This is a genomic window from Streptomyces sp. NPDC007971, assembly GCF_042958635.1.
In the GTDB taxonomy this organism is placed as follows: Bacteria; Actinomycetota; Actinomycetes; order Streptomycetales; family Streptomycetaceae; genus Streptomyces.
On sequence record NZ_JBIBJK010000001.1, the window covers coordinates 151,478 to 173,051 of the forward strand.

Annotated in this window: 23 protein-coding genes and 2 pseudogenes; 13 read left to right on the plus strand and 12 right to left on the minus strand. The window is 71.2% G+C overall.

All coding sequences use genetic code 11. From position 1 onward, the window contains the following. The first annotated feature begins 1 nt into the window (after position 1). The gene (locus ACFZCP_RS00645; protein ID WP_391422803.1) at positions 2-910 is read left to right on the plus strand and encodes a YhjD/YihY/BrkB family envelope integrity protein; all 909 of its coding nucleotides are present in this window, start codon (positions 2-4) and stop codon (positions 908-910) included. Here ACFZCP_RS00645 and ACFZCP_RS00650 read toward each other — a convergent pair. Continuing rightward, entirely contained in the window at positions 858-2,144 is a 1,287-nt protein-coding gene (locus ACFZCP_RS00650; RefSeq protein WP_391422805.1) for a D-alanyl-D-alanine carboxypeptidase family protein, read from the minus strand. The two genes, ACFZCP_RS00645 and ACFZCP_RS00650, sit on opposite strands and share 53 nt — an antisense overlap. 202 nt (positions 2,145-2,346) lie before the next feature. On the opposite strand from ACFZCP_RS00650, the gene ACFZCP_RS00655 reads away from it, so the two are divergent. Then, complete coding sequence (locus tag ACFZCP_RS00655; protein ID WP_361120885.1) at positions 2,347-2,586, plus strand: SCO4848 family membrane protein; 240 nt, start codon at positions 2,347-2,349, stop codon at positions 2,584-2,586. A 16-nt stretch (positions 2,587-2,602) separates the two neighbouring features. Then, positions 2,603-2,796 (plus strand): annotated as a pseudogene (locus tag ACFZCP_RS00660) (metallophosphoesterase); the annotation flags it as partial. Between the two features lie 241 nt (positions 2,797-3,037). Here ACFZCP_RS00660 and ACFZCP_RS00665 read toward each other — a convergent pair. Then, the gene (locus ACFZCP_RS00665) at positions 3,038-4,030 is read right to left on the minus strand and encodes an aldo/keto reductase (RefSeq protein ID WP_391422808.1); all 993 of its coding nucleotides are present in this window, start codon (positions 4,028-4,030) and stop codon (positions 3,038-3,040) included. Beyond that, on the minus strand, positions 4,027-4,422 hold the full coding sequence (locus ACFZCP_RS00670; RefSeq protein WP_391422810.1) for a MerR family transcriptional regulator: 396 nt from the start codon (positions 4,420-4,422) through the stop codon (positions 4,027-4,029). Before ACFZCP_RS00670 ends, ACFZCP_RS00665 begins: the two co-directional genes overlap by 4 nt. A gap of 175 nt (positions 4,423-4,597) precedes the next feature. Here ACFZCP_RS00670 and ACFZCP_RS00675 point away from each other — a divergent pair. Then, a pseudogene (locus ACFZCP_RS00675) lies at positions 4,598-5,071 on the plus strand (metallophosphoesterase); the annotation flags it as partial. A gap of 212 nt (positions 5,072-5,283) precedes the next feature. Beyond that, positions 5,284-6,828, plus strand: coding sequence for an ABC transporter substrate-binding protein (locus tag ACFZCP_RS00680; protein ID WP_391422812.1), 1,545 nt, complete (start codon positions 5,284-5,286; stop codon positions 6,826-6,828). Here ACFZCP_RS00680 and ACFZCP_RS00685 read toward each other — a convergent pair whose 3' ends face one another. From ACFZCP_RS00685 to ACFZCP_RS00725, 9 genes are all read right to left on the minus strand, one after another. Further along, positions 6,829-7,557 carry a TetR family transcriptional regulator gene (locus ACFZCP_RS00685; protein WP_362693836.1) on the minus strand — a complete coding sequence of 243 codons (729 nt, stop codon included), beginning with the start codon at positions 7,555-7,557 and terminating at the stop codon, positions 6,829-6,831. A gap of 9 nt (positions 7,558-7,566) precedes the next feature. Next, complete coding sequence (locus tag ACFZCP_RS00690; protein WP_391422814.1) at positions 7,567-8,079, minus strand: DCC1-like thiol-disulfide oxidoreductase family protein; 513 nt, start codon at positions 8,077-8,079, stop codon at positions 7,567-7,569. Beyond that, positions 8,076-8,483 carry a hypothetical protein gene (locus tag ACFZCP_RS00695; protein ID WP_362693830.1) on the minus strand — a complete coding sequence of 136 codons (408 nt, stop codon included), beginning with the start codon at positions 8,481-8,483 and terminating at the stop codon, positions 8,076-8,078. The genes ACFZCP_RS00690 and ACFZCP_RS00695 overlap by 4 nt, the downstream gene beginning before the upstream one ends. Before the next feature lie 92 nt (positions 8,484-8,575). Beyond that, a complete protein-coding gene (locus ACFZCP_RS00700) occupies positions 8,576-8,986 on the minus strand; it encodes a VOC family protein (RefSeq protein WP_362693827.1) in 411 nt (136 codons plus the stop codon). 122 nt (positions 8,987-9,108) lie between these two features. Further along, positions 9,109-9,870, minus strand: a complete 762-nt coding sequence (locus tag ACFZCP_RS00705) for a succinate dehydrogenase iron-sulfur subunit (RefSeq protein ID WP_362693824.1) — start codon at positions 9,868-9,870, stop codon at positions 9,109-9,111. Beyond that, entirely contained in the window at positions 9,870-11,624 is a 1,755-nt protein-coding gene (gene sdhA, locus ACFZCP_RS00710) for a succinate dehydrogenase flavoprotein subunit (protein WP_391422817.1), read from the minus strand. The genes ACFZCP_RS00705 and sdhA overlap by 1 nt, the downstream gene beginning before the upstream one ends. Before the next feature lie 19 nt (positions 11,625-11,643). Further along, positions 11,644-12,126, minus strand: coding sequence for a succinate dehydrogenase hydrophobic membrane anchor subunit (locus ACFZCP_RS00715; protein ID WP_362693817.1), 483 nt, complete (start codon positions 12,124-12,126; stop codon positions 11,644-11,646). A 5-nt stretch (positions 12,127-12,131) separates the two neighbouring features. Continuing rightward, on the minus strand, positions 12,132-12,512 hold the full coding sequence (gene sdhC / locus ACFZCP_RS00720) for a succinate dehydrogenase, cytochrome b556 subunit (protein ID WP_361120915.1): 381 nt from the start codon (positions 12,510-12,512) through the stop codon (positions 12,132-12,134). A gap of 193 nt (positions 12,513-12,705) precedes the next feature. After that, positions 12,706-13,278 (minus strand): 2-oxo-4-hydroxy-4-carboxy-5-ureidoimidazoline decarboxylase, encoded by a 573-nt coding sequence (locus ACFZCP_RS00725; protein ID WP_391422820.1) that lies wholly within the window; start codon positions 13,276-13,278, stop codon positions 12,706-12,708. Positions 13,279-13,432: 154 nt separating this feature from the next. Between ACFZCP_RS00725 and ACFZCP_RS00730 the strand changes: the two genes are divergently transcribed. From ACFZCP_RS00730 to ACFZCP_RS00765, 8 genes are all read left to right on the plus strand, one after another. Continuing rightward, positions 13,433-15,091, plus strand: a complete 1,659-nt coding sequence (locus ACFZCP_RS00730; RefSeq protein ID WP_391422821.1) for a family 20 glycosylhydrolase — start codon at positions 13,433-13,435, stop codon at positions 15,089-15,091. Between the two features lie 270 nt (positions 15,092-15,361). Next, positions 15,362-16,120: a DUF4328 domain-containing protein gene (locus ACFZCP_RS00735; protein WP_391422822.1), complete on the plus strand. Its 759-nt coding sequence runs from the start codon at positions 15,362-15,364 to the stop codon at positions 16,118-16,120. Between the two features lie 91 nt (positions 16,121-16,211). Next, the gene (locus ACFZCP_RS00740) at positions 16,212-16,769 is read left to right on the plus strand and encodes a hypothetical protein (protein WP_391422824.1); all 558 of its coding nucleotides are present in this window, start codon (positions 16,212-16,214) and stop codon (positions 16,767-16,769) included. A 146-nt stretch (positions 16,770-16,915) separates the two neighbouring features. After that, positions 16,916-17,302 (plus strand): hypothetical protein, encoded by a 387-nt coding sequence (locus tag ACFZCP_RS00745; protein ID WP_391422826.1) that lies wholly within the window; start codon positions 16,916-16,918, stop codon positions 17,300-17,302. 362 nt (positions 17,303-17,664) lie between these two features. Beyond that, positions 17,665-18,294, plus strand: coding sequence for a sigma-70 family RNA polymerase sigma factor (locus ACFZCP_RS00750; RefSeq protein WP_391422827.1), 630 nt, complete (start codon positions 17,665-17,667; stop codon positions 18,292-18,294). Positions 18,295-18,396: 102 nt separating this feature from the next. After that, the gene (locus ACFZCP_RS00755; protein WP_391422829.1) at positions 18,397-19,215 is read left to right on the plus strand and encodes a hypothetical protein; all 819 of its coding nucleotides are present in this window, start codon (positions 18,397-18,399) and stop codon (positions 19,213-19,215) included. A gap of 493 nt (positions 19,216-19,708) precedes the next feature. Beyond that, entirely contained in the window at positions 19,709-20,371 is a 663-nt protein-coding gene (locus tag ACFZCP_RS00760; RefSeq protein WP_362693793.1) for an RNA polymerase sigma factor, read from the plus strand. Continuing rightward, positions 20,371-21,483: a hypothetical protein gene (locus ACFZCP_RS00765; protein ID WP_391422831.1), complete on the plus strand. Its 1,113-nt coding sequence runs from the start codon at positions 20,371-20,373 to the stop codon at positions 21,481-21,483. The genes ACFZCP_RS00760 and ACFZCP_RS00765 overlap by 1 nt, the downstream gene beginning before the upstream one ends. Positions 21,484-21,574: the final 91 nt, after the last annotated feature.

The window sequence follows — 21,574 nt, forward strand, 5'->3', positions numbered from 1 at the left end:
CATGGACTGGCTGAAGAGGCTTCCCGGGATCGGGCCGATCGTCACCTGGCTGATGACCACGCACGCGTGGCGGTCGTACGAGCGCCTGGACCGGGTGAAGTGGACACGGCTGGCCGCCGCGATGACCTTCATCAGCTTCGTGGCGCTGTTCCCGCTGCTGACGCTGGCCGGCGCGATCGCCGCCGCCACGCTCAGCTCGTCGCAGCAGACGAACCTCCAGAACAAGATCGCCGACCAGATCCCCGGCCTCGCCGACCAGGTGAACATCCACTCCCTGGTCGAGAACGCCGGCACCGTCGGGCTCATCGCCGGCGCCCTGCTGCTGTTCACCGGCGTGGGCTGGGTGGCCCAGATGCGCGACTGTCTGCGCGCGGTGTGGCAGCTGCCCGACAGCGAACAGAACCCGGTCCTCGCCAAGGCCAAGGACGCGGGCATCCTGGTCGGTTTCGGCGGGGCCGTCCTGGCCACGCTGGTCATCTCCACCGCCGCCTCCGCGCTGGTGGGCTGGATGACCGACCAGCTCGGCATCGACCGCTCGGGCTGGGGCGGCATCCTGCTGCGGATCGCCGCGTTCGCCGTCGCCGTACTCGCCGACTTCCTGGTCCTGCTCTACGTGCTGACCCTGCTGCCCGGCGTCGAACCGCCGCGCCACCGCCTGCTGGTGGCCGCGCTGCTCGGCGCGGCCGGCTTCGAACTGCTCAAGCTGCTGCTGAGCGGCTACATCCAGGGCGTCGCCCGCAAGAGCATGTACGGCGCGTTCGGCGTCCCGGTGGCCCTGCTGCTGTGGATCAACTTCACCGCGAAACTGGTCCTGTTCTGCGCCGCCTGGACGGCGACGCAGAACGGCGAGGGCAGTCTCAGGGACGGGGCCGACGACGCATCAGGTCCGGCAGCGGCCACCGGCGGTTGACCAGGAACGCCCCGCCCACGAGGAGCACCAGCAGCCCGCCCGCGACGGCCAGGGCGGTCCCCATGCCGCTGGAGCCGCCCTGGGCGGTGGAGCTCGCCACCGGCTTGGAGCCGGAACCGCCCGTGCCGTGCGTGGCCCCGGCGGAGGCGGTGGCCTCCGGCTGGGCGGTGGACTGCGCGGCGTTCTTCGGCGGGACCAGCTCGCCCACCGGCTTGACCTTTCCGGATGCCCCGAAGCCCCAGTCCAGCAGCTTCGAGGCCTCCTTGTAGACCTCGTTGTGCTCGTGCTTCTCCGGGTTCATCACCGTGACCAGCAGCACCCTGCCGCCCCGTTCGGCGACCCCGGTGAAGGTGGCGCCCGCATTGGTGGTGTTGCCGTTCTTGACCCCGGCGATGCCCCGGTAGACGGGTACGTCCGTGTCGCCGCTCAGCAGCCGGTTGGTGTTCTGGATCTGGAAGGACTCGCGGGTGGTCGAGACGCCCTTGCCCTTGCCCTTCTTCACGGTGGCGCCCGGGAACGTCGCCCGCACGGTCGAGCAGTACTCCCGGAAGTCCTTCTTCTGCAGGCCGGAACGGGCGAACAGCGTCAGGTCGTACGCGGAGGACACCTGGCCCTTGGCGTCGTAGCCGTCGGGGCTGACCACGTGCGTGTCCAGGGCCTGGAGCTCCTGGGCGTGCGCCTGCATGTCCTGCACGGTCTGTTCGACGCCGCCGTTCATCGAGGACAGCACGTGGACGGCGTCGTTGCCGGAGCGCAGGAAGACGCCGAGCCACAGGTCGTGGACGGTGTAGGTCTCGTCCTCCTTTATCCCGACCATGCTGGAGCCCGCCCCGATGCCCGCCATGTCGCTCGGCACCACCTTGTGCTTCGTCGTCCTCGGGAACCTGGGCAGCACGGTGTCCGCGAACAGCATCTTCAGGGTGCTCGCCGGGGGCAGTTGCCAGTGCGCGTTGTGCGCGGCGAGGATGTCGCCCGACTCGGCGTCGGAGACGATCCAGGACCGCGCGGTGAGGTCCTTGGGGAGCACGGGCACACCGGCGGCGAGGTTCACCTGTGTCCCGGGCTGTCCGAGCCGGACGCCGCCCACCTCCGACATGTGCGCCGGGGGCTTGGCCGTCGGACTGGTCGAGGGGCTCGGGGCCGCCAGGGCCGCGGGAGCGGTGACGGAGAGGGACAGCAGCGTGGCGGAGGCGACCAGCAGGGATCGCCGGCCGGTCTTCTTGGGCGCGGGCACGGTCGAGAACGTACCGGCCGCGGACCATGAAGTCCCGCCCCGCACCCCACCCCGGACACGGAACGGGACAGCCGACCGCGATACTGGCGTCATGCCGTGCCCCACAGGGCACGGCGTCCCCTCGCTGCTCCGCAGCGGGCCGGCCCCCCGGCCGCCTCGGCCGGGTGTGCCGGCCCGGCTCTGCGTCGAAAGGTCTGTCCTTGTGAAACTCAGCCGCCCGGTCTCCTGGTTCCTGCTCGCCTTCGGGGTGTGGAGCTGGGTCATCTGGGTCACTTTCGTCAAGAACCTGGTCAAGGACAGCAGCGGGCTCGCCTTCGACGACGGTCACCCGACCGCGTACTTCTGGGTGCACCTGCTGCTGGCGGTCGTCTCCTCCGTATTGGGGACGGTCATCGGGGTCATCGGGTTGCGCGGTCTTCGCGCATTGCGCCGGACGTCATAGCGGGGGCCGGGTCGGGGTGGTCGTCGTCCTCGTTCCCGTCGCCCTGGTCGTCCTGGCCGTCGCGGCGGCTCTGCACCGGTACGTGTGGCGGCGGCTGGTCCGCGACACCACCCGCGGCCCCGGCCGCGCCCGCCGGGCCGGTACGGCGGTGTTCGTCGTGGGCCGACCCTGATGATCAGCGCCCTGGCCGCCGAACGCTCCGGCGCCCCCAGGTCTTCTCGGAGGCCTGAGCATTCGGGCACGACCCCGAAGCTCGCCCGCTGAGACACCAAGTGAGACGTCACCGAGCGGATCCATGCACATCAATCTGCCTTGCACGCAGAACGACCGCTTCGACCAATGCGTTGCCGGTGCAGCCCGAGCGCCAGGCCGTTCGCCGCGGTGTCTTCAAGACAAGCCCTGTGAGGGATCCCGGCTCACGCGAGCCGGGCTCCCTCCGAACGGGCGTGGACTACCGGTTGATGCGGCTCATGTCGGCGTACCGGTCGCCGACCGGCGCCGCCACCTGGGACAGCTGCTTCAGCTGCTCGGCCGAGAGCACCAGTTCGTCCGCCACCACGTTCTGCTCCAGGTTGGCGACCCGGCGCGTACCGGGAATGGGCGCGATCTCGTCGCCTTGCGCGAGCAGCCACGCGAGCGCAACCTGAGCGGGCGTCGCGCCGAGCTGCCCGGCGACGTCGTCCACCTGCTCCACGATTCGGATGTTCGCCTCCAGGTTGTCCCCCTCGAAGCGCGGGTTGGACCGACGCCAGTCTTCGGCGTCGAGCTGGTCGAGCGAGCGGATCGTGCCGGTGAGGAAGCCGCGGCCGAGCGGCGAGTAGGGCACGAAGCCGATGCCGAGCTCGCGCACTGTGGGGAGCACTTCGGCCTCGGGGTCGCGCGTCCACAGCGAGTACTCGGTCTGGATGGCGGCCACCGGGTGCACGGCGTGCGCACGTCGGATGGTGGCGGGCGCCGCCTCCGACAGCCCGTAGTGGCGAATCTTGCCTTCCTCGATCAGCTCGGAAAGCGCTCCGACCGTTTCCTCGACCGGCGTCTCCGGGTCTATCCGGTGCTGGTAGTAGAGGTCGATGTAGTCGGTGTTCAGGCGTCGCAGCGAGCCCTCGACCGCCCGCCGCACATTCTCGGGGGTGCCGTTCAGCCCGAGGACTGGCAGCCCGTTCTCCTCGGGTACGAGGTGGTTGATCTGACCGAACTTGGTGGCGATGACCACCTCGTCGCGGTGGCCGGCGAACGCCTTGGCGAGCAGTTCCTCGTTCGTGTAGGGACCGTAGATCTCGGCCGTGTCGAAATGGGTGACGCCCAGCTCCATGGCGCGGTGGATCGTGGCGATCGACCCGGACTCGTCGGTGCCGGCGCCGGTGTAGCCCCCGGACATGCCCATGCAGCCGAGGCCCAGACGCGAGACTTCGAGCGCCTCGGATCCCAGGGTGATCTTCTTCATGCGGATAGCCTTTCCTGGTAAATGCCGATCTTGTGATTGATGGCGGTGAGGCTCGCCGTCACCTCCTCGAGCTGGCGCTCGACGTTCATTCGGTGGATGAGTAGCAGTTCCAGCCGTTCCGCGGTGCTGTCGTCGCCGTAGCGGGCGAGTTCGACGTATTCGCGGATCTTGGCGATGGGCATCGAGGTCATGCGGAGCTTGGTGAGAAACGTGACCCGGTTGAGGTCGGCCTCGGTGTACCGGCGATGCGTCGACGACGCCCGGTCGACGGGAGCGAACATGAGCCCTTCGCGCTCGTAGTAGCGCAGCGTGTGCGTCGATAGACCGGTGCGTTCGGCGACATCGGAGATCGACATCGTGCCCGCGTGCTCGCCCCCTGCCGATTCGGTCATATCAGCCACGGTAGGACTTAAACCGCGGTCTAAGTCAATCAGGCCAGTGTGGGAACATCGGAGCCACGGTGGCGCCCTTGAGGGAGCCGTGCCACGTCGGCCGAATCCACCATTGACCGCTCGCTTTGGCGGCGACGCCCGGCTTCCACGATGGCGGATTGGAGCCGCCGGCGGTCGGTTCCCGACCGGCAACCACGAGTACTTCTCCGGCGCCGAGGCCTGGGTCGCCGAGGTCCGCACGCTCGGCCTGCACCCGCTGGAGTACGCCCGCACCGAGCTGCCGTACTTCGACCTCGCCGGGGTCAACGACCTCCAGGGCGAGAGCGAGGGGCAGGGGCCGGACTTCGGCAGGGCGCTCGGCGGCCGGGACCCGGCCCGCGTGTGCGTGCTGCTCGCCCACCAGCCGGTGCAGATCCACGAGGCCGTCCGGCACGGCGTCGACCTCCAGCTCTCCGGCCACACCCACGGCGGCCGGCTCTGGCCCGGCAACCTCGTGGCGGCCGCCGCCAACCCCACCGTGGCCGGACTCGACCGCTACGGGGACACGCAGCTGTACGTCAGCCGGGGCGCGGGAGCCTGGGGGCCGCCCACCCGTGTGGGGGCGCCGTCGGACGTGACGGTGATCGAGCCGGCCTCCCTGCAGGCGTGACCGGGACCGCTCCCACTCCTGTGAAGGCGCTGTGAAATCCGGGAGGAAACAACGCCTCGGTAAGTTCTTCCACAACTGGTCAGAAAGCCCTTCCGCCAGTGAAATCCGTGTGATTAGGTGAGCCGCGCCGCTTAGGGGAGTGGCGACATTGTGCTGGCCAGGGGTAGGGCCTTGACGGGTCTGGGGAGGGCACCACCATGCGATCTGTTCGCATGCGGATTCTCGTGACGCTGCTCGTGCTCGCCGTCGTGGGGATCGGCGGCTGGCAGCTGCTGCCGTCACAGGGAAACAAGAACAGGACCATCAGGGTCGGGACGACGGACGCCATCACGTCACTGGACCCGGCCGGCGCCTACGACGCCGGTTCCTGGGCCCTGTTCAGCAACGTCTTCCAGTCGCTGCTCACCTTCGAGCCGGACGGCGTCGAGCCGGTCCCGGACGCGGCGAAGAGCTGCAGCTTCCAGGGCGGCGGGCTGAAGACGTACCAGTGCACGCTGCGCGACGACATCACCTTCCCGAGCGGGCGCAGGATGAGTGCCGAGGACGTGAAGTACTCCTTCGACCGGGTCAAGAAGATCAACTCCGATCTCGGCCCGGCGTCGCTGTTCTCCACCCTCGCCTCGGTGACGGCGGACAGCGCGACGACCGTCACCTTCCACCTGTCGTCCTCGGACGCCACCTTCCCGCTGAAGGTCGCCACCGGAGCCGGTTCGATCGTCGACAAGGACAAGTACCCGGCCGACGCCCTGCGGGGGGACTCCGGGGTCGACGGCACCGGCCCGTACACCCTGAGCTCGTACACGAAGGACGAGCGGGCCGACCTCGCGCCGTACGCGCGCTACAAGGGCTACCTGAGCGGCACTGGACGCCCCGTCGAACTGCGCTACTACGACGACTCCGAGAAGCTCGCCGGCGCCTGGAAGGCCAAGCAGGTCGACGTCGCCACCCGGACGCTGCCGCCGACCGTGCTCTCGGAGCTGAACCCGAGCGACCCGAACCAGCGCGTCGCCGAGTCCGACAGCTCCGAGACCCGCAACCTCTACCTCAACACCCGCGCCGGCTCGCCGCTGCACGACGTGCGCGTGCGCCGCGCCATGGCCTGGCTGGTCAACCGCGAGGAACTGTCCGCCACGGTGTACCACGGCACGGTCGACCCGCTGTACTCGCTGATCCCGACCGGCATCACCGGCCACACCACGTCCTTCTTCGACACCTACGCGACGCAGAGCGCGAAGAAGGCACGCGAGCTGCTCACCGAGGCCGGGGTGACCCTGCCGGTGCGCTTCACCTTCGGCTACGGCAAGGGCCGTGGCCAGGGTGCGCAGGAGGCCGCCCTGCTGAAGAAGCAGCTGGAGGCGAGCGGTCTGTTCAAGGTGGACGTCCAGGGGTACGAGTGGACCGCCTTCCAAAAGCGCTGGGCCGCCGGAAAGATGGACGCGTGGGCGGTCGGCTGGGTGGCCGACTACCCCGACGCGGACACCTTCGGTGCCGCGCTCGTCGGCTCCGGCTCCACGATGAGCACCGGCTACAGCAACAAGGCCGTGGACAGCCTCATCCTGGACAGCCAGCAGTACCCCGACCGCAGCCGGGCCGCGGCCGACTTCCGTGAGATCCAGGCGGACGTGGCCTCCGACGTACCGCTGATCCCGCTGTGGCAGGCCAAGGAGTACGTGGTCAGCATCGAGGACGTCGGCGGCGGCCAGTACCTCACGGACGGCACGGGCGTGTTCCGCCTGTGGCGCCTGAACTGGATCTGATCAGCGGGTGCGCGGGTCCGGCAGGGCCCGCGTCATTCCCGGCAGGAAGTCCGTGAACAGTTCATGGACTTCCAGGACGAGCGGGCGCAGCACCCGGAAGCGGGCCAGGGCGACTCCGCGGGCGGTCAGCCGTGCACCCCGGCGGGCCAGCCGGTAGCTGCGCTCGTACCCCTCGGTGCGGTCGAAGATCCAGTACAGGACCAGGCCCATCTGCGAGAGCCACATCAACTCCGGCAGGATGTCCCGCAGTTCGGGGGCCACCTTGGACCTGGAGCCGGCCAGCAGCTCACGGTGGACGCTGATGGCCTGCTCGCGGGCGTGCTCGCTCTCCGGCGAGAAGGGGCTGAGCGGGCTGTCGGGGTCGGCGGCGTTCTTGAAGAACTGGACCGCGAACTCGTGGTACGGCCGGGCGATGTCCAGCCAGGCGGTCAGGACGCCCGCGAGGCGCGCCTCCAGATCGGTCTCCCGGTCCAGGACCTCCCGCACCGCGACCTGGTGCTCGGCGGCGATCCGGTCGTAGAAGCCCTGGATCAGGTGTTCCTTGCCCTCGAAGTAGTAGTAGGCGTTTCCGACGGAGACTCCGGCCTCCTTGGCGATGGCCCGCATCGTCGTCTTGTCGTAGCCGCGCTCCTGGAACAGCCGCATCGCGGTCTCCAGGATCAGGGCACGGGTCTGCTCGGACTTGGTCTTGGGGTCGGCCGCCTCGGGGGCGTCGTGGTTCGCGGGCACGGGAGGAGCCTAACCAGTGGCGCAGGCACCGTCGGAGCAGGACGGCGGGTTGTGGCTCCAGCCCGTGCTCGGGTGGTACGACCATCCGTCGGCCATCGGGTACGTCTGACCGCCCCACTGCCGGCTGTGCCCCTGCGCGCCCCGCCACTTCGCGGCCGCCAGCACCGCGCCCCGGGCCAGCCTGGCCCCCGCCGGAGTGCTCAGCCGGTGGGCCAGCGGGCGGTGTTCGCGCAGGGCCCACAGGACGACGATCCAGGCGCGCGAGGCCTGGTAGACCTGGCCCGAGTCGCCGATCACGGTGACCTCGTCCAGGGTGGCGGCGTGATCGAGTCCCGGGTAGCGCCTGCGGGCCTCGGCCGACCCGGCCGGTACCAGCTCCAGCGGCACCAGCTGCGGCTGCCGAACGAGCCAGTTGCGCAGATGGGTGCAGAGGCCGCACCCGGCGTCGTACAGGACGGTGAGCCCGCGGACCGGGACGCCGGCGGCGCCCCGGTCCGCTGCCGCGGTGGTCACGGCGCTCACGCCCCGACCGTCGGCGGGATCCAGGCCTGCGGCGGCACCGGCGGCTGCTGCTCGCGCTCCATCATCCCGCGGCGGCGGATCTTGTTGAGCACGTAGACGTTGCCCAGGTGCATCACGCCGAGCACCAGTAGCACCACGCCCAGCTTGGTCGACAGGGCCTCGAAGATGCCGCGGGTGTCGTCGATGTCCCCGCTGCCGCTCAGGTACAGCGCGACGAAGCCCAGGTTGACCAGGTAGAAGCCGACCACCAGGAGGTGGTTGACGGCGTCGGCGAGCTTCTCGTTGCCGTGCAGCACGTCGGCGAGGAAGACCCGGCCGTTGCGGCTGAGCGTGCGCGCCACCCAGACGGTCAGCGCGATGCTGACGACCAGGTAGATGACGTAGGCGATGACGGTGCGGTCCATGCCCCACCCCTTCTTGAACGCGTTCAAAACGCTGACAGGAATGACTGTAGACCTGTTTTTGAACGTGTTCAACTCAAGGGTGGAGCCGCCCGTCAGTTCCTGCGGCCGAGTTCCGGCCGCTTGGTGTAGTCCGTGAGGCCGAGGACGTTCCCCCAGGGGTCGGCGATCTCCACCGTCCAGCCGGTGGCCCCCGAGAACGGCTCGTCCAGCGGCGTGATGCCGGCGGCGGCCAGCTCCCGTGCCGCGGCCCGCGCGTCCGGCACCTCCAGCCACAGCCGCGGTGTGTGCCAGGGCGGCGACCGGTGGCCCAGTGCCTCCTCGGCGCACAGCAGGATCCCGGGCGTCTCGCCGCCGACCTTCAGCAGCGCGATCCCGGCCTCGTCGAAGCGGAAGCCCACGCTGAACCCGGCCCGCTCGTAGAAGTCGACGGCCGCGCCGAGGTCGCCGACGGCGAGCAGTGCGTTGTCGAACCCGAGCAGTTCGTACGACTCTTCGTCTGACATGTCGTCACATTAGGGCCGAATCGTCCCCTGTGCGAGGAGCCCCACCGAAGCACTGCCCCGCAAAGCCCGAGGGCCCCGTTCCCAGGGGGAACGGGGCCCTCGACGGCGTACGCAGGACGACGTCAGAAGCGGCGCGTGATGAGCGCTCGCTTCACCTCCTGGATCGCCTTCGTGACCTCGATGCCGCGCGGGCAGGCGTCCGTGCAGTTGAAGGTCGTGCGGCAGCGCCAGACGCCGTCGCGGTCGTTGAGGATCTCCAGGCGCTGCTCGCCCGCCTCGTCACGCGAGTCGAAGATGAAGCGGTGCGCGTTGACGATGGCGGCCGGGCCGAAGTACTGGCCGTCGTTCCAGAAGACCGGGCACGAGGAGGTGCAGGCCGCGCAGAGGATGCACTTCGTCGTGTCGTCGAAGCGCTCGCGGTCCTCGGCGGACTGCAGACGCTCGCGCGTCGGCTCGTTCGTCTCCTTGGTGACCAGGAACGGCATGACGTCCCGGTACGCCTGGAAGAACGGCTCCATGTCCACGACCAGGTCCTTGAGGACCGTCAGGCCCTTGATGGGCTCGACCGTGATCGGCTTCTCGGGGTTGATGTCCTTGATGAGGGTCTTGCAGGCAAGGCGGTTCTTGCCGTTGATCCGCATCGCGTCCGAACCGCAGATGCCGTGCGCGCAGGAGCGACGGAAGGTCAGGGTGCCGTCGATGTCCCACTTGATCTTGTGGAGACCGTCGAGGACACGCTCCTTCGGGTCGATTTCCAGCTGGAAGTCTTCCCACGTCGCCTCGGCCGAGACCTCCGGGTTGAAGCGGCGGACCCGGAAGGTGACGGTGATGTAGGGAGAGGCCGCGGACTCCGCCTCCACCTTGTCCAGAACAGGAGTTGCCATCAGTACTTACGCTCCATCGGCTGGTAGCGGGTCTGGACGACCGGCTTGTAGTCGAGACGGACGGTTTCCGAGCCGTCGGCGCCGACCTCGCGGTACGCCATGGTGTGGCGCATGAAGTTGACGTCGTCGCGGCTCGGGTAGTCCTCGCGGTAGTGACCGCCGCGGGACTCCTTGCGGGCCAGGGCCGACACCGCCATGACCTCGGCCAGCTCCAGCAGGTTGCCCAGCTCGATGGCCTCCAGGAGGTCCGTGTTGAAGCGCTTGCCCTTGTCCTGGATCGCCACGTTCTTGTAGCGCTCGCGCAGCTCGGCGATCTTCTCGACCGCGGTCTTGATCGTCTGCTCGGTGCGGAACACCATGACGTTCGCGTCCATGGTCTCCTGCAGCTCACGGCGGATGGTGGCCACCCGCTCGCTGCCGGTGGAGTTGCGCAGCTGCTCGATCTGCTCGACGACGAACGCTTCGGGGTTCTCCGGCAGCTCGACGAAGTCGGCCGTGTGGGAGTACTCGGCGGCGGCGATGCCCGCGCGGCGGCCGAAGACGTTGATGTCCAGCAGCGAGTTGGTGCCGAGGCGGTTGGCGCCGTGCACGGACACGCAGGCGACCTCCCCGGCCGCGTACAGGCCCGGGACGACGGTGGTGTTGTCCGCCAGGACCTCACCCTCGACGTTCGTCGGGATGCCGCCCATCGCGTAGTGCGCGGTGGGCTGGATCGGGATCGGGTCCGTGTAGGGCTCGATGCCGAGGTAGGTGCGCGCGAACTCGGTGATGTCCGGGAGCTTGGCGTCCAGCTGCTCCGGCGGCAGGTGGGTGAGGTCCAGGTAGACGTGGTCGCCCTCGGGACCGCAGCCGCGTCCCTCGCGGATCTCCGTGTAGATGGAGCGGGAGACGACGTCACGGGACGCGAGGTCCTTCATGACCGGCGCGTACTTCTCCATGAAGCGCTCGCCGTCCTTGTTGCGGAGGATGCCGCCCTCACCGCGGGCGCCCTCCGTCAGCAGGATGCCCATGCGCCAGATGCCGGTCGGGTGGAACTGGAAGAACTCCATGTCCTCCAGCGGCAGGCCACGGCGGTAGACCGCCGCCTGGCCGTCACCGGTCAGCGTGTGCGCGTTCGACGTCACCCGGAAGAACTTGCCGGTGCCGCCGGAGGCGTAGATGACGGCCTTCGCCTGGAAGATGTGGATCTCACCGGTGGCCAGCTCGTACGCCACCACGCCGGCCGACTTCTTGACGCCGTCGACCTCGGTGATCAGCTGGTCCAGGACGTAGAACTCGTTGAAGAACTCCACGCCCTCCTTGACGCAGTTCTGGTACAGCGTCTGGAGGATCATGTGGCCGGTGCGGTCCGCGGCGTAGCAGGACCGGCGGACCGGGGCCTCGCCGTGGTTGCGGGAGTGACCGCCGAACCGGCGCTGGTCGATCGTCCCGTTGGGCGTCCGGTTGAACGGCAGGCCCATCTTCTCCAGGTCGAGGACGGCGTCGATGGCCTCCTTCGCCAGGATCTCGGCGGCGTCCTGGTCGACCAGGTAGTCACCACCCTTGACCGTGTCGAAGGTGTGCCACTCCCAGTTGTCCTCCTCCACGTTGGCCAGCGCGGCGGCCATGCCGCCCTGCGCGGCGCCCGTGTGGGAGCGGGTGGGGTAGAGCTTGGTCAGGACCGCGGTGCGGCTGCGCTTGGTCGACTCGATGGCCGCGCGCATGCCGGCGCCGCCTGCGCCGACGATGACGGTGTCGTACTTGTGGATCTTCATGATTCTCGCAGCCCCGTGCCTAGCGGATGTTCGGGTCGAAGGTGAAGATCACCAGCGAGCCGAGCAGGATGGTGAACACCGTGGCCGTGTAGAGCAGGCCCTTGAGCCACAGCCGGGTGTTCGCGCGCTCGGCGTAGTCGTTGATGACCGTGCGCAGGCCGTTGGCGCCGTGCAGCATGGCGAGCCACAGCATCAGCAGGTCCCAGACCTGCCAGAACGGGGACGCCCAGCGGCCGGCCACGAAGGCGAAGCCGACCTTGGAGACGCCTCCGTCCAGCACCAGCTGGATCAGCAGGTGGCCCAGGACGAGGACGACCAGCACGACGCCGGACAGGCGCATGAACAGCCAGGCGGCCATCTCGAAGTTGCCGCGGGTCGAGCGCGGGGTCTTCTTGGTCCGCTTGCGCGGCGCCTCGATGAGCGGGGCCGGGTTCTCCGCGCTGTAGACGGGGGCACCCTCGACGGGGCCGACGCCGGGGGCGGTGGTTTCAGTCGTGGACATGGGCCTCAGCTCCCGAACAGAACACGAGCGGCATGGCCGAGGACGGGGTAGATCGCGCCGATCATCAGGACGACCCAGACGCCGACGACGGTCCAGAGCATCTGCTTCTGGTAGCGCGGGCCCTTCGACCAGAAGTCGACGGCGATGACGCGCAGACCGTTGAGCGCGTGGAAGAGGATGGCGGCGACGAGGCCGTACTCCAACAGCGCGACGATCGGGGTCTTGTACGTGGCTACGACCTTGTCGTAGTCCTCGGGGGAGACACGCACGAGTGCAGTGTCCAGCACGTGAACGAACAGGAAGAAGAAGATGAGGACGCCGGTGACTCGGTGAGCCACCCAGGACCACATTCCTTCCCGGCCGCGGTACAGCGTTCCAGCCGGCACGGAAGAACCCTCCGGGAGCGGGGACTAGGGCCGCGCCGGCTTCACGGTCGGTCGGGCCCGGCCGGGTACGGTCCACCGGCCCTCAGCATCGTATCCATGCGGTGCGCTGCCGCTTACGGGGGGCCTACCTGTGTGATCAAACTGGCATCGGATGGGCTATCGCCTTGGGGCCACCGGGGGACGGGGCGCCCTGTCATCTGCCGGGCGCGGCGCTGTTGTGGCTGCTCGCCCCCCGCGGCGGAGCCGCAGGTAGAGGAAGGGCCGCGCCCATCAGGCGGGTCGCCAGTCTGTTGCGCGCCAGACGCCGCAGTTCCTCCGCCGCGATGACCCGTTCTTCCTCGGGATCGTTTGTCAATCGTGATCGGATGCCTTCGAGGATGCGGTCGAGGGACTCCTCGCGAGGACAATCACCCAGATAGATGACGAAACCGTGTCCGAATCGGGCCTCGTAGGCCGCGTGGGCCGCGCTCAGGGCCGTATGGGCGACGGCGTACGTGTCCTCCGGGAGTTCCGGGAGCGACTCGCCCGCGAGGGCTTCGGAGAGGTCTTCCGGCGACAGGTCGTAGACCGCCTCGTCCGCCGCTGCCAGGAGGGAGTCCAGATCGGGGTAGGGGCGGTGGTCGGCCACCCGGCGGGACCAGCGACGGCAACGCAGACAGCACTGGAGCAGGGCGCGCGCCTCGTCCGGGGAGGCGGCGTTGAAGGCGTCCAGCGGCTGGGGGAGGGTCGGGAGACGGTGCGCAGGCAGCGTGGGTCCTCGCGTCACAGGTGGTGTGGCAGCGGATGCTGTGAAAGGTGTGTCATCACGTTATCGAGAGTGGTCACTGTGTGTCCGCGGGATGCCTGAATTTCACCCGGACGGGAGAGTTTCGGAACGTCTCGGTGACGAATGAACCGGGGATCGGACGTACGTTGTCCGGGTGAGCCAGCACAAGCGCCGGGCTTCGGCGCAGCAGGTGAGGCGCAAGCAGGCGGTGGTGGCCGCCGCGTTCGCGGGGACCGTCGTGCTCGGCGTGGGCGTCGGCTTCTGGGCCTCGGCGGACGGGGGCGGCGGGCAGCCCGCGGGGAGCACGGGGCAGGAGCCGTCGCAGCGGGACTCCGCCGCGGCGTCCAGCGGCGAGGCCACGCCGACCAGTCCCCCGCCCAGCCGCTCCTATCCGCTCTCCAGGGCGCCGCAGACCATACCCGCGGTGCACTCCCACACCCCGGCGCGCGGCCCCGGCTGGCGGCCGCAGCACGGCGAGCGGGTGGTGGTGAGCGATCCGGAGCTGGCCGACGAGGGCCGGCTGATAGCCGGCGAGCTGGGGCTCGCGTACGCGGGGGAGAAGGACGACGTACGGGCCGGGGACCTGCGGCTGGCCCTGGGCAACGGCGGCGGGAACCCGGAGTCGTACACCATGACCGTCCGCGGGGGGCGGGTCGACATCAGCGGGCCGGCCGACGCGGGGGTCTTCTACGGCACCCGCACCCTCAAGCAGGAGGTCCACGGCGGCGGTACGGCGCCGGAGGGCGTCGTGCGCGACCAGCCCGCCAAGCCGGTGCGCGGCTTCATGCTGGACATCGCGCGCAAGCCGTACACCGCGCCCTGGATAGAGGACCGGATACGCGAGCTCGGCGACCTGAAGTTCAACGAGCTGGGGCTGCACTTCTCCGACGACCAGGGCTTTCGGATCGAGTCCGGCACCCACCCCGAGATCGTCTCCAAGGACCACCTGACCAAGGCGCAGGTCAAGCAGATCGTCGACCTGGCGGCCGCCCGGCACATCACCGTGGTGCCCGAGATCGACTCGCCCGGACATCTGGGCGCGGTCATCGCCGCCCACCCGGACCTGCAGCTGAGCAACGCGAGCGGGGCGGCGACCAAGGGCGCCGTCGACATCTCCAAGGACGCCTCCGCCAAGATCGTCGACGACCTGCTCGGCGAGTACGCCGGCCTCTTCACCGGCAGCCAGTGGCACCTGGGCGGCGACGAGTACCAGGCGCTGACCGTGGCGGACCCGCAGGCCTCCTACCCGCAGCTGGCCGACGCCGCCCGGCAGAAGTACGGCCCCGGCGCCACCGTCGCCGACCTCGCCACCGGATGGCTGAACGACCGGGCCGCCACCGTGCGCGCCCACGGCCGGACCCTGCGCGCCTGGAACGACGGCTTCTTCCGGAACACCTCCGTGCAGCCCGCCAAGGACCTCCAGGTCGCCTACTGGACCGGCAAGGAGATCGGCGCCCGGCAGCCGGTGGACTACCTGAGCGCGGGCCGCAAGGTCCTCAACTACAACGACGAGTTCCTGTACTACGTCCTCGGGCAGCCCCAGACCTTCGTCTACCCGACCGGGCAGCGGATCTACGAGCAGTGGAACCCGCGCGTGCTGCGCGGCACGAGCGCCGTACCGGCGGGCTACGACGGGCAGATACTCGGCGGCTCGTTCGCGGTCTGGAGCGACATCGCGAGCGCCCAGACGCAGGACCAGGTCGCCGCCGGGATCCGGATGCCGCTGCGCGCCACCGTGCAGAAACTGTGGGACCCGGGGACCCCGGCGATGTCCTGGGCCGACTTCAAGGCGCTGGCCGGCCGGCTGGGCTGAGGCTTCGAGGCGCCGGCCGGCCGGGCCGGGGCTTCGCGGCGTTGGCGCAACGGCTGGGCCGGGGTTTCGAGGCGTCGACCGGGCGGCTGGGCTGAGACTTCGATGCGTCGGCGGTCCGGCCGGGCCGGGCCGTACCCGAATCCGAGTGGACGTGCGAGCGCCGCGAACCGTATCTTCCGGTGTTCGTCGCCGGTCTTCCGGCGCTCGTCGGCGCGGCCCCTGCTCGGGGGGACCACGCGCCTCCACGTCGTTCCGGGGGGAACTCCTTTCATGATCTGTGCCCGCTGCCGGCAGTTCGCCGTCGTGCCCGGGGGCACCCTGTGTGCCCAGTGCGCTGTGCCCGCCCCGCCGTTCGCCGCGGCGCCCGGCGCCGTGCTGCGCTCTCCGGTCGGGCTCGGCCGGGCGGCCGCCACGCTGCTCGGCCTGGTCATCGCCGCCGACCTGTTCGCCGTCGTGGCCGATGCGCTGGAGATGAACGTCGCCGGGGACCTGGCCGACGGGGCCACCGGCGCCGACGTGGTCCACCGGGCCCAGCACGCCGACTCGCTCTACAGCGCCGCCGGCGCCGCCCAGGGGATCGCCCTGCTGGCGACGATCGTCGTGTACCTGTGCTGGCTGTGGCGGGTACGGGTCAACGCCGAGGCGTTCAACCCGGGCGGACACAGCAAGGCACGCGGCTGGACGATCGGCGGCTGGTTCTGCCCGGTCGTGAACCTGTGGTTCCCGCGCCGGATCACCCTCGACATCTGGGACTCCAGCGTCCCCTGGGCCGAGCGCCCCGGGCATGCGCTGGTCAACGGCTGGTGGACGATGTGGATCATCTCCCTGTTCGCCGACCGGGCCGCCACCACGGAGTACGGGCGGGCCCACGGTCCGGCCGAACTGCGGGACGCCGCCCGCCAGATGCTGTTCTCCGACGCGATCGACATCGCGGCCGCCGTGCTCGCCATTCTGGTCGTCCTCAAGATCACCCGGATGCAGCACCAGCGGGCCCTCGCGGGCGCCGTGCCGACCCCGGTATTTGGCTGAAAACATCCGGCTGTGACACTCCCGGGCCGTTGCACGCAGTTAGGGGAAGTGCGGGCTCCGTAAAGGCGGTGCCCTGGCGAGGGAGGCTTCCATGAGCCTGGTGGAACTGATCGCGCAGGCCGACGACCGGGGACTGGCCGCCAGCGGTTTGGCCTGTTTGGATCGGTGTGTGCCCCTCCTGGGCGGTGACGACGAGATGCTCCGCCCGCTGTGGGCCAGCCTCGCCGACGGCTCCGCATGGGCCGGGAGCCTGGACAAGGCGCGCGGCGCGATCGACCCGGCCGAGCCGGACGCGGACGAGGCCGCGCTGCTCGCCCGCCGCATGCTGGACGCGGCCCCCGCCGAGCGCACCGCCGAGGCGATACGGACCTGGGCCGACGCCTGCTCCGTCGCCTCCCTGCGCATCCACCGGCTCCTGGACCCGGCCCTGGACGCAACGGCGGCCGCCGAGGGCCCCGAGGACGGGCGCGAGGGCGGTGCCGAGAGCGCGTCCCCGCTCGTCGCCGCCGAGATGCGGCGCCAGGTCGTCGTCCTGGAACTGCTCGCCGAGCACGGCACGCACGGCCTGCGCCGCGCCCTGGACGTCACGGTCGAGGGCCGCAGGGTGCTGCGCGCGGTGGTGTCCCGCCGGGCCCGCGGACGCGGCTGACCGGAATTCAAACCCTCCTGCCCGGGCGGATTCTGTAATCGTCGTGCGGCGAGGTGGGGCGGTCCTGCGACCTTTGGGGAAACGCGCCGGATCCGCGTGACGGATGCCCGGCCGCGCCCGCTCTTTCCTATGTGACAACCCAGTACGTGACAGAGCAGCAGGGGACCAGGCCGCACGCCGCGGCCAAGCCCGCACGGTGGGCGGCCGACACGGTGGCGACCATGCGCGAGGGCGCGCGGGTACGGCTCGACTACTCGGCGCAGAGCCTGTGGCGGGTGGACCGGATGATCGAGGACATACGCCGCGAGGGACCGCCGTTCGCGGCGGTCGAGAGCGTGCTGCGCGGCTTCGGCGCCTACGCCGGGGAGGTCATCGTCCGCCAGACCGGTGCCGAGTGGTGGGCGACCGGCGGCGACCACTGGATCCGCACGCCCGACGGCCGGCTGTGGGACCCCGTCGAGGAGGCCCGGCGGTGCTTCGGCGGCCAGGGCTCGCTGCGTCTGCTGTGCCGCGACGCGACCGCTGCCGGCTGACCACCCTGGCCACCCGGCCGGGCACCCGGCGCGGACCGGCTCCCCCGCCGGGGCCCGGCGGAGGGCCGCCGTCGGGTCCCCCGGGTGCGGACCGGTCCGCACCCGGCCGCCGCCCCCGCCGACGCCTCCCCCTCGCTCGCCCGCTCCGCGACCGGGGCGGCAGTGCGGGAGGCGGCACCGGCCGTGCGCCCACCTCACGTGCCCCCTTGCCCGCACCCGCCGTCCCGCCCCCCCGGCGGGCTGTGACACTTCTGTGAGGCCCGACGCTGATGACCTTGGAAGGCGTGGACACGGCCGGAGTGCGCAGCCCGGTGGGCGTGCGCCGTGCGGTGACCGCGAACTCGGCACGAACGAGGACAGTCTTGGGCCAGGCAGGGGAGACCCGTCGACCGCAGGCACGCGACGGGGAGCTGGGCGCGGCCGTCGCGCGGGCCCAGGACGGTGACGAGAGCGCGTTCGCGGTGGCCTACCGGATCGTGCATCCCGGCCTGCTCGGCTATCTGCGCGGCATCGTCGGCGACGACGCCGAGGACGTGGCCTCCGACGCCTGGCTGGAGATAGCCCGCGACCTCGGACGGTTCCGCGGGGACGGCGCCGGGTTCCGCGGCTGGACCGCGACCATCGGCCGCCACCGGGCCCTGGACCACCTGCGCAGACAGCGGGTACGGCCCCAGGCCGCGGCGCTCGAACAGGACGTGCTGGAGCTGCCCGGACCGCACAGCACGTACGAGCAGGCGCTGGAGTCCCTCTCCACCGAGCGCGCCATGGAACTGGTCCGCGCGCTCCCGCGCGACCAGGCCGAGGCCGTACTGCTGCGGGTCGTCGTCGGCCTGGACGGCCCCGCCGTCGCCCGCGTCCTCGGCAAGCGCCCCGGCGCGGTCCGCACCGCGGCGTACCGCGGGCTGAAGCGTCTCGCCCGCCAGCTCGGTGCCCAGGACGCGGCGGCGGGTGTGCCGGACGAGGTCCCCCGGACGCCGGGGGAGTCGGAATGAACGGCGACCGCCACCGGCCGTATGGATACACGGGAACCGGCGGGGCCGGACCCCCGGCGGACCCGGTGGACCGAGCGGGCCGGACCAGGAACGGGAACAGACATGGGTGAACGGCACAGCGGCGACGGGCCCTCCGGCCGCCGGCGCGGGCACCCGGGCGGCACCGTCCTTGGACCGGGGCCGGCCGGCGCGGACGCGCCCGGCTTCGACGACGCCGCGTTCGGGGCGCGGTTCGCCGCCGCGCTCCGCGCGGGGGCCGTCCGGGACGGTTTCCCGGACGGCGTCGACGCCGTGGCCGAGCGGCGTGCCGTGGCCGCGTTCCGCGCCGCCCGCGACTCGGGGGCGCACCGGGCGCGGACCCGGCGCCGGGCCGACTGGCGGCCCCGGGCGCAGCGCCGCGCCCGGCTCTCGGTGAGGGCGACCTTCTCGGTGTTCCTCGCGAGCGTCACGCTCGGCGGGGTGGCCTTCGCGGCGATCGACTCCGCCGGGCCGGCCGCACACCGGGACGGCGACGCCCGCCGGCCGCAGCCCGCGGCGAGCTCCCCGCAGCGGCCGGCGGCCCGGCCGCACGACACCGCGTCCGGGGCCTCTTCGGCGCGCCCGCACCACCCGGCCGCCGCCAAGGACACCCTGGCCCACTGCCGCGCCTACGAGCAGGTCCGGGGCCGCGGCAAGGCGCTGGACGCGACGGCCTGGCAGCGGCTCGTCGCGGCCGCGGGCGGCGAGAAGAACGTCACGGCCTACTGCGCCGCCCGGTCGACCCCGGCCGGCGGACGGAAGACCTCAAAACCCGCCGAGCCGAATGACGTCGGCCGTACGGCCAAGGAACCGAAGACCAGCAAGGGCGACAAGACGGACAGAAGCGGCAGGAACGGCAAGGGCGGCGCGACCGCCTCGCCGAAGCCCGGCGGCAAGAACTGACCCGACCCGCCCGCGCCGGACCCTCCGGCCGGCGGCCTCCCGCGCACGAACGGCGGCCTTGGTACCGGGCCTACGGCCGCATGTGCCGGTCCCGCCGGGGCGTGCCGGTCCCGGCGTGCGCGCGCGCGTGTGGCGGTCCCGGGCATCGGATTCCCGTGCGCGTACGGCGGTACCGGTACCGGACTCCTGCCCGACCGCGGCGGTTCAACCGGCGGTTTCCCGTCCGGGTACGGTGGTCCGGGCAGTGCTGGTTCGTCCGCGTGCAGCGGCCGGGGCAACGGCCGGGGCCGCCACCCCCCACAGGAGAGGCCCCGGCCGTCGCGCGACACGGGCCGCGCGGCGGCCCGTACTTCCTTCAGCGTCATGAGTGCGTTTTCTGTCACACCCATGCGTGTCACGAGTTAGTTGCATCTTCTACAGACGTGGACGAGGCACGGTTTCACGCCGTAACGTGCCTTTCGCGCCGACCGAAGACGGGCGTAAAGGGAGTGCGGTGCTGGGGGACGACGCGGAGCTGACCACCGCGGTGCGTGCGGCACAGGACGGGGATGAGACCGCGTTCCGTACGGTGTACCGCGCGGTGCATCCGAGGCTGCTCGGATACGTACGCACACTGGTGGGCGATCCGGATGCCGAGGACGTCGCATCCGAGGCCTGGCTGCAGATAGCCAGGGACCTCGACCGGTTCAGCGGCGACGCCGACCGCTTCCGCGGCTGGGCCGCCAGGATCGCCCGCAACCGCGCCCTGGATCACATACGGATGCGCGGCCGCCGCCCCGCGATCGGCGGCGACGAGACCGAACTGACGGGTCATGCCGCCGAGTCCGACACGGCCGGCGAGGCCATCGAGGCGCTGGCCACGGACAGCACCCTCTCGCTCATCGCGCGACTCCCGCAGGACCAGGCCGAGGCGGTCGTCCTGCGTGTGGTGGTGGGCCTCGACGCCAAGAGCGCGGCCGAGACGCTGGGCAAGCGCGCGGGCGCCGTACGTACCGCCGCGCACCGTGGCCTGAAGCGGCTCGCGGAGCTGCTCGGCGACGATCCGGAATCGGCGGGCGCGCTCGACGCGCTGCCGCCCCAGCGAGAACCGCGCAGGCGCGCGGTGACGTCCGCCACTGTGACGCATACGCGTGCGCGGACGCAGAAGGACATGTGATGGCCGACGAGCAGTACAAGTGGCTGACCGGGGAGACGGCGGAACGTCTGCTGCGCGGTGAGTCGCTGGAAGCCGTCGACGAATCGGGCCGTGAGCAGGCGGAAGAACTGGGCAGGGCATTGAAGTCCCTCGCCACCGAGACGGCCCCCGCGACCGAGGAACTGCCCGGCGAGCAGGCCGCCCTGGCCGCGTTCCGCAAGGCGCGCGAGGCGGCCGAGGCCGAGCGGACCGCCGCCGCACTCGGCGGCGCGGGCCCCGCAGGACACCCGGCCCGCACCGCACGCGAGCCGGACGCGGGCCTGGTCCGCATCGGCACCCCGACCCGTACCGGAACCCGCTCAGGGCGCCCGCGCTGGGCCCGCCCGGTGCGCCTCGCGCTCGCCGCGGCGGTGGCCGCGGGCACGCTCGGCGGGGTCGCCGTGGCCGCCGGCAGCGGGGTGCTGCCGGTGCCGTTCCAGGACGAACCGGGGCCCGCCGCCTCCGTCTCCGCCCAGAACTCCTCACGGCCGTCCGCCTCCCCGTCCCCGCAGCCCACCCAGGGCATCGTCCCCGACCTGCACACGCCCAGCGCCGGCCCCAGCGGGTCCCCGGGCGCGGACCCCTTTGGCAACGCCGACGGGCGGGACAACGGCAGGGGCAAGGACAAGGGCACGGACAAGGGTGCCGAGCCCGGCAAGGGCACGCCGCCGGGGACCCGCGGCACCGAGTGGCGCAAGGCCGTCACCTCGGCCTGCCGCGACCTGCGGGACGGCAGGGATCCGGGCGCCGAGCGCAGGCGGATCCTGGAGTTCCTGGCGGGCGGTTCCGCGCGGGTGACCAGGTACTGCACGTTCGTCCTGGCAGCCCAGTCCCCCTCCGGGGGCGAGAACAAGGGCGACGACGGCAACGATGCCAAGGGCGACGGCGGCAAGGACGGCAAGGACGGCAAGGGCGACGGCAAGGGCGACGGGGACGGCCACGGCGGTGACGACGGCGGTCACTGGGGCCGGGACCACCGCCACGGCCGTCACCGGGGCGGCCTCGCCTCCCACGAGCCCTCCGTCTTCACCCCGCAGACCGGGGGCCGACCGGTGCCCGCGCTCTCGCCGAGCCCGTCGTACACCGCGCTCTGATCTCCGCAGACCCCGCTGACCTGCGATTTTGTTAATCGCGAAAGTTTTTCCGCGAGGGGTGTGACGTTTTCAGCCCCCGCAACGCAGTACT